Source organism: Pseudonocardia nantongensis, assembly GCF_046546495.1.
Lineage (GTDB): Bacteria > Actinomycetota > Actinomycetes > Mycobacteriales > Pseudonocardiaceae > Pseudonocardia > Pseudonocardia nantongensis.
In genome coordinates this window covers 201,314-215,762 of sequence record NZ_JBKGXT010000004.1, presented here as the reverse complement: position 1 = coordinate 215,762, position 14,449 = coordinate 201,314, and the positions used below count along the sequence as shown (strand labels likewise).

The 14,449-nt window shown below is 71.2% G+C and carries 11 protein-coding genes and 2 tRNA genes; 2 read left to right on the top strand and 11 right to left on the bottom strand.

Annotated elements, in window-relative coordinates; all coding sequences use genetic code 11:
• The first annotated feature begins 8 nt into the window (after nt 1-8).
• Entirely contained in the window at nt 9-1,160 is a 1,152-nt protein-coding gene (locus ACLFMI_RS06565) for an acyl-CoA dehydrogenase family protein (RefSeq protein ID WP_410946826.1), read from the top strand.
• A gap of 238 nt (nt 1,161-1,398) precedes the next feature.
• Here the strand turns inward: ACLFMI_RS06565 and ACLFMI_RS06560 are convergent, their stop codons facing one another.
• Nucleotides 1,399-2,631 (bottom strand): DUF418 domain-containing protein, encoded by a 1,233-nt coding sequence (locus ACLFMI_RS06560; RefSeq protein ID WP_410946825.1) that lies wholly within the window; start codon nt 2,629-2,631, stop codon nt 1,399-1,401.
• A gap of 190 nt (nt 2,632-2,821) precedes the next feature.
• Between ACLFMI_RS06560 and ACLFMI_RS06555 the strand changes: the two genes are divergently transcribed.
• On the top strand, nt 2,822-3,253 hold the full coding sequence (locus ACLFMI_RS06555) for an SgcJ/EcaC family oxidoreductase (RefSeq protein ID WP_410946824.1): 432 nt from the start codon (nt 2,822-2,824) through the stop codon (nt 3,251-3,253).
• A gap of 57 nt (nt 3,254-3,310) precedes the next feature.
• Here the strand turns inward: ACLFMI_RS06555 and ACLFMI_RS06550 are convergent.
• From ACLFMI_RS06550 to dnaN, 10 genes are all read right to left on the bottom strand, one after another.
• Nucleotides 3,311-3,386, bottom strand: a tRNA-Ala gene (locus ACLFMI_RS06550).
• A gap of 35 nt (nt 3,387-3,421) precedes the next feature.
• On the bottom strand, nt 3,422-3,532 hold the full coding sequence (locus tag ACLFMI_RS06545; RefSeq protein WP_410946823.1) for a DLW-39 family protein: 111 nt from the start codon (nt 3,530-3,532) through the stop codon (nt 3,422-3,424).
• Between the two features lie 38 nt (nt 3,533-3,570).
• A tRNA-Ile gene (locus ACLFMI_RS06540) sits at nt 3,571-3,644 on the bottom strand.
• A 68-nt stretch (nt 3,645-3,712) separates the two neighbouring features.
• A complete protein-coding gene (locus tag ACLFMI_RS06535) occupies nt 3,713-4,561 on the bottom strand; it encodes a DUF3566 domain-containing protein (protein ID WP_410946822.1) in 849 nt (282 codons plus the stop codon).
• A 94-nt stretch (nt 4,562-4,655) separates the two neighbouring features.
• Nucleotides 4,656-7,169, bottom strand: coding sequence for a DNA gyrase subunit A (gyrA, locus tag ACLFMI_RS06530; protein ID WP_410946821.1), 2,514 nt, complete (start codon nt 7,167-7,169; stop codon nt 4,656-4,658).
• Between the two features lie 55 nt (nt 7,170-7,224).
• A complete protein-coding gene (gyrB, locus tag ACLFMI_RS06525; protein ID WP_410946820.1) occupies nt 7,225-9,285 on the bottom strand; it encodes a DNA topoisomerase (ATP-hydrolyzing) subunit B in 2,061 nt (686 codons plus the stop codon).
• Between the two features lie 399 nt (nt 9,286-9,684).
• Nucleotides 9,685-10,431, bottom strand: coding sequence for a DciA family protein (locus tag ACLFMI_RS06520; RefSeq protein ID WP_410946819.1), 747 nt, complete (start codon nt 10,429-10,431; stop codon nt 9,685-9,687).
• A gap of 66 nt (nt 10,432-10,497) precedes the next feature.
• Entirely contained in the window at nt 10,498-11,712 is a 1,215-nt protein-coding gene (gene recF / locus ACLFMI_RS06515) for a DNA replication/repair protein RecF (protein ID WP_410946818.1), read from the bottom strand.
• 7 nt (nt 11,713-11,719) lie between these two features.
• Nucleotides 11,720-12,772: a phosphogluconate dehydrogenase (NAD(+)-dependent, decarboxylating) gene (gene gnd, locus ACLFMI_RS06510; RefSeq protein ID WP_410946817.1), complete on the bottom strand. Its 1,053-nt coding sequence runs from the start codon at nt 12,770-12,772 to the stop codon at nt 11,720-11,722.
• Between the two features lie 61 nt (nt 12,773-12,833).
• The gene (gene dnaN / locus ACLFMI_RS06505; protein WP_410946816.1) at nt 12,834-14,000 is read right to left on the bottom strand and encodes a DNA polymerase III subunit beta; all 1,167 of its coding nucleotides are present in this window, start codon (nt 13,998-14,000) and stop codon (nt 12,834-12,836) included.
• Between the last annotated feature and the right edge of the window lie 449 nt (nt 14,001-14,449).

The window sequence follows — 14,449 nt, the reverse complement described above, 5'->3', positions numbered from 1 at the left end:
AGCATCCGATGATTCTCGACGACTACCGCGCCACCTGGGCCACCCAGGAGCTCGACGACCTGCGCGGGCTCGCCCGTACCTTCATCGCGAAGGAGGTCGTGCCGAACCAGGAGCGCTGGGCGGCGGCGCACATGGTCGACCGCGAGTTCTGGCGGGCCGCCGGCCGGGCCGGGCTGCTCTGCATCAGCATCCCCGAGGAGTACGGCGGCGGCGGCGCGACGTTCGCCCACGAGGCCGTCATCGCCGAGGAACAGGCCCGCGTCGGTGACGACGCCTGGGCCAACATGGTCCACAGCACGATCGTCGCGCACTACATCAACGCGTTCGGTACCGAGGAGCAGAAGCAGCGCTGGCTGCCCGGCATGGCCTCGGGTGACCTCGTCGCCGCGATCGCCATGACCGAACCCGGAACCGGCTCGGACCTGCAGAGCGTCCGCACCCGCGCCCGCCGCGACGGCGAGGACTACGTGATCGACGGTGCCAAGACCTTCATCTCCAACGGCACCCACTGCGACCTGCTGGTCATCGTCGCCCGCACCGGGGACGACGAGGGCGGCAAGGGTCTGTCCCTCATCGTCGCCGAGACCGAGGGCCTGGCGGGCTTCGAGCGCGGACGCGTGCTGGACAAGATCGGCCAGCACGGCCAGGACACCCGGGAGCTGTTCTTCTCCGGCATGCGGGTCCCGGCGGGCAACCTGCTCGGCGCGGAGGGACGCGGCTTCGCGCAACTGATGCAGCAACTGCCCCAGGAACGGCTGATCATCGCGGTGGCCGGCGCCGCGGCCGCCACCGCGGCCGTCCGCGAGACGATCGCGTACGTGAAGGAGCGGGAGGCGTTCGGGCAGAACCTGATGAGCTTCCAGAACACCCGCTTCGTGCTCGCCGAGTGCGCCGCCGACGCGACGGCCGCCCGCAGCATGGTCGACGGGTTCATCCCCCGCCACATGGCGGGAGAGCTGGACGCCGCGTCGGCGTCGATGGCGAAGTTCTTCTGCACCGACGTGCAGAACAAGGTCGTCGACCGCTGCCTGCAGCTGTTCGGCGGGTACGGCTACATGAATGAGTACCCGATCGCGCGCATGTTCACCTCGGCCCGCGTGCAGAAGATCTACGGCGGCGCCAACGAGATCATGAAGGAGCTCGTGGCCAGGTCCTTCTGAGGCGTCGCGTGCAGTACTGGTTGAGCGTCCTCGCCGACGAAGGTGCCCGCGGCGACAACGACCGGCGGCGCGCCGCCCTCGGGAGCGTCGACTCCGAGGCCCGCCTCGCCGCACCGGCCACGCACAACGAGGCCGCCGGCCCGCTGTTCACGATGGCCCACGACCCACGCCCCACGGGTCACCCGGGTGTTCCGCACCATCGGCGCGGTGCTCCGCGGCAGCGGCGTGTACCGACCGTTCAGGTTCGCCGGTAGGTCAGGCGCCGCAGCAACACCTCCGCCGGCCCGCGCATCTCGGCGACATCCATCCGGTACGCCACGACGACCGTCGCGCTCCATACCCCGACCCCGATGAGCACCGCCGACCAGCTCGACAGGTACGCGCCGAGACCGAGCCCCCACGCGGCCAGCACCGGTCCGAACACCAGAAACTGCGCCAGGTATCCGGACAGCGACCGGCGGCCCAGGGCGACGAACGCGCGGACCGGGAGCGGCGGCGTCCCACCTCGCACGGTCACCCGGTGCGCGAGCAGCCCGAACAGTGCGGCGTAGCCCAGACCGGCGAAGATCCCGGTGTAGAGATGCAGCGACACGAACGCCGACGGGTTCGGCACGACGAGCACGCCGAGGTGGATCAGTGCCTGCACCGTGCCGGCACCCCAGCCGAACGCGAGGCCGAGCGTGGCGGTCCACCGCAGCAGCGGCAGGTGCCGCCCGGGTTCCTCGAGCACGCGGTGCCGGGCGGCGAGGATCCCGAGCAGGAACGCGGCAGGCATCACCAGTCCGAACAACGACGAGAACGGGCTCGGCGCCCACAGCACGAGGCGCAGCACCACCGAGGTGAGGTAGGTCGGCTCGGCGATCGCCTGCTGCTGCATGCCCATCGCTCCGGCCGGCGCGGGCACCAGCTGGGAGAGCGCGGCGACGAGCACGTTGCCGAGGGCCGCGATGCCGAGCAGCACACCGATCCAGACCATCAGCGTGCGGTCGGTGCGGTGCAGGAACAGTGGCACGAGCAGCAGGCCGAGCAGCCCGTAGGTGGCGAGGATGTCGCCCTGCCACAGCAACGCGGCGTGGACGAGCCCGAACGCGAGCAGCCACCAGTGACGCCTGCGCAGGAGCCGGCCGACATCGTGACCGGAGCTGCCGACGGCGATCCGGCGGGCACTGAGCTGCCCGATGCCGTAGGCGAACAGGAACCCGAACAGCGTCCAGGCCCGCCCGTCGACGGCCACGATCGTCACGGCCTGCGCGATCCGGTCGACCAGGCTGCCGTCGGCCGGGTGCAGCAGCGTCGAACCGACGTCAGAGGTCCACAGGAACCACGGCACATGCGCGAGCGCGATGAGCAGCAGCATCAACCCCCGTGCGAGGTCCGGGGCGAGGGCGCGCTCGGAAATCGGCGTCGGCGACGCAGGCAGTGCGGGACCACGACTGGGGATCGGCGGTGGCGGGTGGATCTCGGCGGACACGGGACGTCTCCTCTCGAACGTGGACGTCCCGATCGGACACCGTGCCGCTGCGGCACGGTCAAGGACGACGTCACGGGCCGTGGGCACATGCCGCAACCTGAGCTGGGACGCCATCCGGTCAACCCACTGGAAGCGGGCCACACCTCGACAGTCTTGACCTGAAGTTAGGTTCAGTTTGGATGGTCTGAGCATGGACGTCCCCAACGTTGAAGATCTCAGCATCGACCACACCGAGGACCGCGCCGCCATCGCGGCCCTGATCTCCGACATCGAACGTGGTTCCAACACCAATGACGCAGAGCTACTGACCGGACAGCTCGCGATGAACGCCTCGACGGTGAACGTGGTCGGCTCCCGGACGACCAACCGGGACGCGGCACTCGCGGTGAGCCGCCTCGGCCTGCAGGGCCCACTACGTGACGAGATCGCCGAGTACGAGCTGGCCGGCCTGATCTTCATCCGACCCGATGTCGCTGTTGCCCACAAGCACGCATGGGCAGTCGAGAACGGACGTCGCGCTACCGGTGCCCCGGCGATGGTTGCGCTCTACATCCTCACCCGGGAGAAAGACCGATGGTGGGTGGTCGCCCGACAGAACGCCGCAACTCCTCCACCGCAGTAGTGCAACAAGCCGGCTTCAGCATGGCTCAGGGCGAGGGGTGGGGAGGTGTGTTCCTGCTGGTGGAGACGAGGGGAATCGAACCCCTAACCCCCGCCTTGCAAAGGCGGTGCTCTGCCAATTGAGCTACGTCCCCCGAGTGGGTCTCCGTGCAGGGTACCCGGGCGGGGCTCAGCGGGTGGTGGCCTCGTGCCACAGGTCGTCGGAGCCGACGCCCCGGACCTTCGACCAGCCGACGTAGGCGGCACCGGCCACCAGGACCAGGGCGAGCAGCTTCTTCATCGACGGTCTCCTCACGAGAACTTCGGAGGGCAGAAGGGTGGGCCTAGCTGGATTTGAACCAGCGACCTCATCGTTATCAGCGATGCGCTCTAACCAACTGAGCTATAGGCCCTTGCGACAACGAGGAGACTACCGCACGCCGACCACCGCGTTCCGAGGGGGGCGGCGTGCGGAGCACCCTCAGTCCCGCTCGGAGAGCGTGACCTCGACCCCACCGACCAGGTCGGCGGTCACGTTGTACACGAACGCCACGATCGTCATCGCGACGGCGAACAGCAGGCTGTTGATCGCCCCGACGACGGCGGCCACGCCGAACACCCGCCAGGCGCTGATCAGCGTCCCACCGGTCGCCTGCTGGCCGGTGACCAGGTCGGCGTAAGTCCCGTTCAGCCGGTCCCAGACGCCCATGCCGCCGAGCACGCCGTACAGCACACCGGCGGCGACCATCCACACCAGGAACAACACCACGGCCAGCGCGAGCGCCATCTTCAGCACCGACCACGGGTCCAGCCGCTTGAGCTGGAGCAGCGCCTGGCGCGGCGGCCGGTTGCGGACCGCGGCGCGCGGGGTCTCCGAACCGCCGGTGGCGGAGGTGCTCCCCGCCGACCGCTCGTCCTGTTCGCGCACCGCCGTCGCGGTACCGGTGCCGGAACCTGCCCCGGCTGCGCCGGGTGCGGTGAGGAACGCGGTCGGCGCCTCGCTCAGCAGCGAATCGGCGACGGACGGACGCTCGTCCGACTCCCCCGACCCGCCCGCGCTGTCCGGCACCCGACGCCACGGCGGTGGGGACGCACCCGACGGGTCCGACGGCGCAGGCTCCTCGGCCGGCGCGGCGGCGGCCTCGGGAGTTCCCTCTGCCTCTGCCTCAACGGTCCCGGGCGACTCGGCCGCGCCGTTGGATCCGGCGCGCGGCGTCGGGCTCGGCGTGGTCGGGCGCGCCGACTCCTCGGCCGCCGGCCCCGCCCGGTCGGCGTCGGTGGCGACGGTGCGGCCCTCGCCCGGTGACGGGGTGCGGTCGTCGGTGCTCACGAGCTGGAGCTCTCCTCGCTGGTCGGCGCTCTCGGTGCGGACGTACCCGGGCGGCGGGTCGAGGCGGCCGGCCCCGGGGCCGGCCGCCACCGACCTACGCCTGCTGGCCCGGGTCCTCCTCGGTCTCCTCGGCGTTGCGGGCGACCGCCAGCAGCGTCGAGTTCTCGCCCAGGTTCATCAGGCGGACCCCCTTCGTCTGCCGTCCGGCCTTGCGGACCTCCCGGGCGGAGGTCCGGATGACCCCACCGTTGGAGGTGATCGCGTACAGCTCGTCGTCGATCCCGACGATGAGTGCACCGACCAGCGTGCCACGCCGGCGGTCGTACTGGAGGGTCAACACTCCCTTCCCGCCGCGACCCTGCACCGGGTAGTCCTCGATCGGAGTCCGCTTGCCGTACCCACCCGCGGTCGCCACCAGCAGGAAGGTGCCGGACCGGATCACGCCGAGTGCGAGCAGCCGGTCACCCGAGTTGAACCGCATGCCCAGCACACCCGACGTCGCCCGGCCCATCGGCCGCAGCGCGTCGTCGGTCGCTGTGAACCGGATCGACTGGCCCTCCGCGGAGACGAGCAGCAGGTCGTCGTCCGCCGAGCAGAGCACGGCGCCGACCAGCTCGTCGTCGTCGCGCAGGTTGATGCCGATCAGGCCACCGGTGCGGTTGGAGTCGAAGTCGGTCAGCCGGGACTTCTTCACCAGGCCGTTCTTCGTCGCCAGCACGAGGTACGGCCGTGCCTGGTAGTCCTTGATCTGCATGACCTGGGCGATCTCCTCGTCCGGCTGCAGCGCCAAGAGGTTCGCCAGGTGCTGCCCGCGCGCCGTCCGGTTCGCCTCGGGCAGCTCGTAGGCCTTGAGCCGGTAGACCCGCCCGCGGTTGGTGAAGAACAGCATCCAGTCGTGCGTGGAGCAGACGAAGAAGTGGTTGACGATGTCGTCCTGCTTCAGCTGCGCGCCCTGCACGCCCTTCCCGCCGCGCTTCTGCGCGCGGTACAGGTCGGTCTTCGTGCGCTTCGCGTAACCGGTGCGGGTGATCGTGACGACGACGTCCTCGACCGCGATCAGGTCCTCGTCGGTGACCTCGCCGTCGTCCCCGATCAGCCGGGTCCGCCTGCCGTCGCCGTGCTTCTCGACGATCTCGTTGAGCTCGTCGCGGACGATCTGCCGCTGCCGCTCGGGCCGCGCCAGGATGTCCTGCAGGTCGGCGATGTACTCCTCGATCTCGGCCAGCTCGTCGATGATCTTCTGGCGTTCCAGGGCGGCGAGCCGGCGCAGCTGCATGTCCAGGATCGCCTGGGCCTGGATCTCGTCGATCGTGAGCAGGTCGATCAGACCGGCCCGGGCGACGTCGACCGTCTCCGAGGCCCGGATCAGGGCGATGACCTCGTCCAGCGCGTCCAGCGCCTTGACCAGACCGCGCAGGATGTGGGCCCGTTCCTCGGCCTTGCGCAGCCGGTACCGGGTCCGCCGGACGACGACGTCGATCTGGTGCCGGACGTAGTGCCGGACCATCTGGTCGAGCCGCAGCGTGCGCGGCACGCCGTCGACGATGGACAGCATGTTCACGCCGAAGCTGTGCTGCAGCTGGGTGTGCTTGTACAGGTTGTTCTGCACGACCTTGGCGACCGCGTCCCGCTTCAGCGTGATCACGATCCGCATGCCGATCCGGTCCGACGACTCGTCGACGATCTCGGAGATCCCGGCGATCTTGCCGTCCCGCACCATCAGGGCGATCGACTCGATGAGGTTGTCCGGGTTCACCATGTAGGGCAGCTCGGTGACCACCAGCGTGGTCCGCCCCTTGGTGTCCTCCTCCACCTCGACGACGGCGCGCATCCGGACCGAGCCGCGGCCGGTCCGGTAGGCCGACTCGATGCCGTCCCGCCCGACGATCAGACCGTGCGTCGGGAAGTCCGGGCCCTTGATCCGGGCCATCAGGGCCTCGAGCAGCTCGTCGTCCGAGGCATCGGGGTTCTCCAGGCACCAGGTGACGCCGTCGCCGACCTCGCGCAGGTTGTGCGGCGGGATGTTGGTCGCCATCCCGACGGCGATGCCGGAGCTGCCGTTGATCAGCAGGTTCGGCACCCGGGACGGCAGGACGACCGGTTCCTGGGTCTTGCCGTCGTAGTTCTCGAGGAAGTCGACGGTGTCTTCCTCGATGTCCGCCAGCATGGCCATGGCCAGCGGGGACAGCTTGCACTCGGTGTAGCGCATCGCCGCGGCGGGGTCGTTGCCGCGGGAGCCGAAGTTGCCCTGGCCGTCGATCAGCGGGTAGCGCATCGACCACGGCTGGGCCAGCCGGACCAGCGCGTCGTAGATCGCCGAGTCGCCGTGCGGGTGGTAGTTACCCATCACGTCACCGACGACGCGGGCGCACTTGACGTACGAGCGTTCGGGGCGGAACCCGTTCTCGCCCATCGAGTACAGGACCCGGCGGTGCACCGGCTTGAGCCCGTCCTCGACCAGCGGCAGCGCCCGCCCGACGATCACGCTCATCGCGTAGTCGATGTAGGAGCGCTGCATCTCCTGCTGGATGTCGACCGGTTCGACCCGGCCGCCACCACCCTCGCCGCCGCCCGCGGTGGGGACGTCGGGGTCGATCGTGTCCGTCACGGAGCTATCCCCTCGTGGATGTCAGACGTGCGTATGGAACAGACGTACGGACGGGTCACACGTCCAGGAAGCGCACGTCCTTGGCGTTGCGGGTGATGAACGACCGGCGGGACTCCACGTCCTCGCCCATGAGCACCGAGAACAGCTCGTCGGCGGTCGCCGCGTCGTCCAGGCTGACCTGCCAGAGCAGCCGGTGCGACGGGTCCATCGTCGTCTCCCACAGCTCCTTGGCGTCCATCTCGCCGAGACCCTTGTAGCGCTGGACGCCCTGGTCCTTCGGGAGCTTCTTGCCGGCCGCGCGGCCGGCCTCGATCAGCCCGTCCCGCTCGCGGTCGGAGTAGGCGTACTCCGGCGGGACGCCGCGGCCGCTCCACTTGAGCTTGTACAGCGGCGGCTGGGCCAGGAAGACGTGCCCGTTCTCGATCATCGGCCGCATGAACCGGAACAGCAGCGTGAGCAGCAGGGTCCGGATGTGCTGGCCGTCGACGTCGGCGTCGGCCATCAGCACCAGCTTGTGGTATCGGAGCTTCGACAGGTCGAAGTCGTCGTGGATGCCGGTGCCCAGCGCCGTGATGATCGACTGGACCTCGGTGTTCTTCAGGACGCGGTCGATCCGGGCCTTCTCGACGTTGATGATCTTTCCGCGGATCGGCAGGATCGCCTGGTGCATCGAGTCGCGGCCGGCCTTCGCCGAACCGCCGGCCGAGTCGCCCTCCACGATGTAGAGCTCGCAGCTCTCCGGATCCCGGGACCGGCAGTCGGACAGCTTGCCCGGCAGGCCGCCGATGTCGCCTGCGCTCTTGCGCCGGACCAGCTCGCGGGCCCGGCGCGCGGCGAGCCGGGCCTGCGCCGAGGAGACCGCCTTGTTGACGATCGTCTTCGCCTCGGTCGGGTTGCGCTCGAACCAGTCGGCCAGCCACTCGTTGCTGATCCGCTGGACGAACGACTTGACCTCGGTGTTGCCCAGCTTGGTCTTGGTCTGACCCTCGAACTGCGGCTCGGCGATCTTGACCGAGACGATCGCGGCGAGACCCTCGCGGATGTCATCCCCGGACAGCGCCGGGTCCTTCTCCTTGATCAGCTTCTTGTCGCGGGCATACCGGTTGACGGTCGCGGTCAGCGCGTGCCGGAAGCCCTCCTCGTGCGTGCCACCCTCGTGCGTGTTGATCGTGTTCGCGAAGGTGTAGACGGACTCGGTGTAGCCGGAGTTCCACTGCATGGCGACCTCGACCTGGTGGCCGGGGCCGTCGCCGGTATAGGCGACGATCTTGCGGTGGATCGGGTCCTTGGACTTGTTCAGGTGCGCGACGAAGTCCTCGAGCCCGTTCGGGTAGTGGAAGACGTACTCCTTGACCTTGCCGACGTACCCCTCGGCGTCCGGCTCGGTGTCGGCGTCGGGCACGGGGGCGGCCTCGACCGGGTTGCCGTCGACGTCGATCGTGTCGGTCGAGGGGACACCGGACGGGCTCTCCGGATTGCGCTCGTCGCGCAGGACCATGGTCAGGCCCTTGTTCAGGAACGTCTGCTCCTGCAGCCGGCGACGGATCGTCTCCAGCGTGTACTCGGTCGACTCGAAGATCTTCGGGTCGGCCCAGTAGGTGATCGTGCTGCCGGTCTTCTTCGAGGTACCGGCCTCGACCAGCTCGCCCGGCTTGGAGTACTCGTAGCGCTGGGTCCAGATCTTGCCGTCCCGGTGGACCTCGACGTCCAGCTCGGTGGACAGCGCGTTCACCACCGAGACGCCGACGCCGTGCAGCCCGCCGGACACAGCGTAGGACTTGTCGTCGAACTTGCCGCCCGCGTGCAGACTGGTGAGGACGACCTCGAGGGTCGGCTTCTTCTCCACCGGGTGCATCTCGACCGGGATGCCGCGGCCGTCGTCGGTGACCCGGACGCCGCCGTCGGCCTGCAGGACGACCTCGACCCGGGTCGCATGGCCGGCCATCGCCTCGTCGACGGAGTTGTCCACCACCTCCCAGATCAGGTGGTGCAGGCCCCGCTCGCCGGTGGAGCCGATGTACATGCCGGGCCGCTTGCGGACCGCCTCCAGGCCCTTGAGGACCGTGATGGACGACGCGCCGTAGGCGTTCTTCTGCGCTGACTTGTCCTGAGCCACGAGCTGCTGGTTCTCCTCGCCACGTGAGTCGGCCCGGCGCCGCCGGGGCCGGTTCCACCGACCGGGCGCTCAGGCACCGCAACCTTCGCTGCGGGGGAGCCACCCGGGAACACCCTTGCAAGTCTACCCGTAGGCACCGACGGAAAGGCGGTCAGGACCCGCCCAGAATCGCCACAGACGGGCGAACGGCTCCCCACCCGGGATCGGATGTGCCGAACGGGAGTCGAGCGGTGGGGCGACCCCTCATCGCGCGCTCACCGCGACCGAGAGCGATCCGGGGCGCCCGGCCGGTCCCCCACCCGCGCGCGAGCAGCGCCCCGTGCTGCCGGCGTCCCTGCACCGGATCCCACGCAGCACCGGATCCACGCAGTACCGGATCCACGCAGCGCAGCCGGGGGTTCAGCCGTAGGTGTCGCGGGGGCCCCGCCCCCGGACGTGTCGCGGCCCGTGCCGCCAGCTCGGCCCGCTCGGGCCGACCACCCGGATCCGGCGCACCACGTCCGGGCCGACCGCGGCCGCGAGCCGGGTCAGCAGCTGCCGTTGCAGCGTCCGCAGCTGGGTGGCCCACGCGGTCGACTCGGCCTGCAGGGTCAGCTCGCCGTCGCGCAGCGAGATCGGCGTGCAGTGGTCGGCGACGTCCGAACCGACCAGCTGCGGCCAGCGGCCCAGCACGGTCGCGTCGGTCAGCCGGGACGACCAGCCCCGGTCCATCGACACCCGGGACACGATCCGGCCGAACGGCTGCGGGTCCCGGTCGTCCGGCCCGGAGCCGGACCAGCGACGCCGGCGCCCCTTGCCGGAGACGACCCGCAGCTTCGGCCGCTGCTCCTCGGCCCGCTCCTCGGCCTTGCGGGCCGACGTCTCCCGGGCGGCCCGCAGCGCATCCCGGGCGAGGTCGGCGCCGCGCAGACCGGACCGCTCGCCGTCGAGCAGGTCGCCCTGCTCCCCGGGCGGACCGCCGTCCCGGGGCGACGGGTCCCCGCCGCGCGCACCGCCGCCCGTGACCGGGCCGTGATCGGGCTCGGCGGGACGGCCGTCCCCAGGGGCGGCCGCACCCGAGCGACGCCCGGAACGCCGTGTCCGGGCGTTCTGCGTGTTCCGGCGGCGTCCGTCCCCCGCCGATCCCGGGTTATCCACAGTATCCACAGTCTTGTCCCCAGGTCGTCGTGACGCGTCCGAGACCTGCTCGGCGGCGTCGCACGGCACCGGTGCTCACCCGATCTCCCCGATCCGGGCACCGCCCACGCGGACCGCGCGGCCCTCGCCGACGTCGTAGTGGATCCCGTCCAGTTCTGGCGGGACGTCCTCGGCCACCGCGGCGGTGACCAGGACCTGTTCGGCCCCGGCGACGAGCCCGGCCAGCGCCCGGCGGCGGGACGAGTCGAGCTCGGCGAACACGTCGTCGAGCACCAGCACCGGCTCGACGTCGTCGGCGTGCAGCAGCCGGTAGGACGCCAGCCGCAGTGCCAGCGCGAACGCCCAGGACTCACCGTGGCTGGCGTAGCCCTTCGCCGGCCCGTCGCCGAGCGCGAGGTCCAGGTCGTCGCGGTGCGGGCCGACAAGGCACACCCCGCGCTCGACCTCCTGCGAGCGGGCCTCGGCCAGCCGGGTCAGCAGCAGCTCCTCCAGCTCGGCGGTCGTCGCGGGCAGCTCGGCCACGCCGGTGGCCCCCACGCTGGACCGGTAGTCCAGGTCGATCGGGTCCGACGACGGCGCGATCTGGCCGAACGCCTCGCGCGCGTACGGCGCGAGCGCCACCACCAGCTCGCGCCGCCCGGCGAGCAGCGCGGCGCCGGTCCGAGCCAGGTGCCCGTCCCAGATCTCCAGGGTGGCCAGGTCGTCCGGGAGGTCGTCCCGCGCCTGCGTGTCGCCGGACGGCTCCGGGCGCCGGGTACGGCCCCTCCCGGAGCGCAGCGCGGGTTTGGCCGTCTTGAGCAGCGCGGAGCGCTGGCGGAGCACCTTGTCGTAGTCGGCCCGGATGCCGGCGAACCGCGGGAACCGGGCGACCAGCAGATCGTCGAGGAAGCGACGTCGTTCGGACGGGTCGCCCCGGACGAGTGCCAGGTCCTCCGGGGCGAACAGCACGCTGCGCAGGATGCCCAGCACGTCGCGCGGGCGGGAGACCGGCGAGCGGTTCACCCTGGCCCGGTTCGGCCGCCCGGAGTTGATCTCGAGTTCGACGCCGAGCATCCGGCCGTGGTGGTGCACCTCGCCGCGCAGCAGGGCCTGCTCCGCGCCGCGCCGGATCAGCGGGGCGTCCGAGGACACCCGGTGCGAGCCGAGCGAGGCCAGGTAGCCGACGCCCTCCACCAGGTTGGTCTTGCCCGCTCCGTTCGCCCCGACCAGCACGGTGACGCCGGGCTCGAGCTCCAGCTCGGCCGACGGCCAGGACCGGAAGTCGGTGACCGAGAACCGCTTCAGGTACACCGGCCGGTCAGCCTCCCGGCCGGGACGCCCCGGTACCCGGGGCGGGACCCGCCTTGTCGCCGGGTGCTCCGGCCGGACCGGAACCGGACACGGACTTCACCGCGTGCCCGCCGAACTGCGCGCGCAGCGCGGCCACCGCCTTCATGGCCGGGGACTCGTCCTGCCGGGACGAGAACCGGGCGAACAGCGCCGCGGAGATCACCGGCAGCGGAACCGCGTGGTCGATGGCCTCCTCGATCGTCCACCGGCCCTCGCCGGAGTCGTCGACCCAGCCCTCGAGCGAGTCCAGCGCCGGGTCCTCCTTCAGAGCGTCGACCAGCAGGTCCAGCAGCCAGGACCGGACGACGGTGCCGCGCGACCAGGCCTGGATCACGGCCGGTACGTCGGTGACCAGCTCGCTGGCCTGCATCAGCTCGAAGCCCTCGGCGTAGGCCTGCATCAGGCCGTACTCGATGCCGTTGTGGACCATCTTCGAGAAGTGCCCGGCACCGACCGGGCCGGCGTGCGCGAAGCCCTCCTCGCGGGGCCCGTCCGGCCGGAGCGCGTCGAAGACCGGCATGGCCTGCTCGATGTGCACCCGCTCGCCACCGGCCATCAGGCCGTAGCCGTTGTCGCGGCCCCAGACCCCGCCGGACACCCCGCAGTCGACGTAGCCGATGCCGTGCGCCTCGAGCAGCGCGGCGTTCGGCCGGTCGTCGGTGTAGCGGGAGTTGCCACCGTCGATGACCAGGTCGCCCTCGCCGAGAACGGTCGCCAGGGTGGCGACGGTGTTCCGGGTCGGTTCACCGGAGGGCACCATCACCCAGATCGTCCGCGGTGACGGCACCGCGGAGACGAGCTCCTGCAGCGAGCCGACGTCGCTGATCTCGGGGCGCGGGTCGTAGCCGACGACCTCGTGCCCGGCGGCGCGCAGCCGTTCCCGCATGTTGCCGCCCATGCGGCCCAGGCCGATCAGTCCGATCTGCACCGTGCTGGCCCCCTGTCCTGCGCTGTGGTCACTGCTCGTGCCGCGTGTCCGCGGCCGGTCTCCCCGCCCGGGGCGGGGACCGCCGTCGATCACGCCGGGGCCGAGTCTTCCCGTCCGGCTCCGGTCCCGCCCGGTGGGGTGCGGGCTGCGGCGCTCAGCCGGGCAGCCGAACCGGCATCAGCAGGTGCAGGTACCCGGACTGCTCCGGGGACGGGGCCTCGGCGTCGTCGGTGGCGGGCGGCGGGACCGGGCGGACCAGGGCCGGCCGGTTCGGCGTGGTGAAGGTCAGCTGCGCCCGGTCCGTGTGCAGGGCACCCAGCGCGTCGAGCAGGTAGCCGGGGTTGAACGCGATGGTCAGCGGGTTGCCGTCCAGCGCGCAGGGCAGCTCCTCCTCGGCCGACCCGACGTCGTCGCCGCCGGCGGCCAGCCGCAGCCCGTCCTCGCCGAACTCCAGCCGGATCTGGGCCACCCGGTCCGCGACCAGCGACACCCGCTTGATCGCCTCGACCAGACCGGCGACGTCGAGCTCGGCGGCGGTGGTGTGCTCGGCCGGGATCAGCTGGCGGAACCGGGGGAACTCGGCGTCGAGCAGGCGGCTGGTGGAACGGCGTCCGCCGCCGGTCAGGCCCAGCATCCCGTCCCCGGCCGACAGCGCGATCTCGACGGTGCCCGACCCGGCCAGGGTCTTGGCCACCTCGGCGAGCGTCTTCGCCGGGATCAGCACCGCGGTCGAGATCGACGGGTCCTCCGGGGACCACTCGAGCTCGCGGACGGCGAGCCGGAACCGGTCGGTGGCGGCGAGGGTCAGCTGGGGCCCCTCGATCTCGACCCGGATCCCGGTGAGCATCGGCAGCGTGTCGTCCCGGCCTGAGGCGACCGCGACCTGGGCCACGGCGGCGGCGAGCGCGTCGGCCGCGACGCTGCCGGCCTTCTGCGGCATCTCCGGCAGCTGCGGGTAGTCCTCGACCGGCATGGTCGGGAGGCTGAACCGACTGTTCCCGCAGTTGATCGTGGCGCGGGCTCCGTCCACCACCAGGTCGACGGGCTTCGAGGGCAGCGCCCGGGTGATGTCGGCGAGCAGCCGGCCGGAGACCAACATCCGGCCGGGTTCGCCGACGGTCGCATCCAGCTCGACGCGGGCGGAGGTCTCGTAGTCGAAGCCGGAGACGGTCAGCCGTTCGGCGGCGCCGTCGGCCCCGTCGGCGCCGCCGGACTGGATCAGTACTCCGCCGAGGACGGGCACGGGTGGGCGCGCCGGAAGGCTGCGTGCCACCCAGGCGGCTGCGTCCGCAAGGACGTCGCGTTCGACCCGGAACTTCATCAAGGACCTTCCCCGGTAGCGCCGATCACGCCGGCCGTTCGGGCCGGACGCCCCGGCGGGACGGCGGTGGAGCAGAGCGGGTCCTGGAGTCCCGGAGCCGGGACCCGGACTCGCCGGGAGGCTCACGGTAGAGCCTCCGACCGACAGTTTCCACGCCGCCCCGGCCCCGTCACCCGGCGGGAGCGGGCGACTGCGTGTGCCCGGTCGTGACGGTGTCCGGGGACCCGTCCGTGTCCGCTCCACACACTCGTTCTTGAAGAAGAAGTACTGAAGAGAGAACAACCGTCGTAGTAGTAAGTGCTGTGCACGGTGTGGATGACGTCGATCTGTGCTGGTCAGCTGGCCGCGTCGACTGGGGACGTGTCCGTGGGGGCATCGGTTGACAGGTCCGTGGAGCGGTGGACCGGCGAGCTGTCCCGCCATCCGTCCCCGATCCATCCCGGGGTGAC

Excerpts from the sequence above, each read along its gene's own strand:
- ACLFMI_RS06565 (WP_410946826.1), top strand. The coding sequence starts at position 9 with ATGATTCTCGACGACTACCGCGCCACCTGGGCCACCCAGGAGCTCGAC.
- ACLFMI_RS06555 (WP_410946824.1), top strand. The coding sequence starts at position 2,822 with ATGGACGTCCCCAACGTTGAAGATCTCAGCATCGACCACACCGAGGAC.
- ACLFMI_RS06545 (WP_410946823.1), bottom strand. The coding sequence starts at position 3,532 with ATGAAGAAGCTGCTCGCCCTGGTCCTGGTGGCCGGTGCCGCCTACGTC.
- dnaN (WP_410946816.1), bottom strand. The coding sequence starts at position 14,000 with ATGAAGTTCCGGGTCGAACGCGACGTCCTTGCGGACGCAGCCGCCTGG.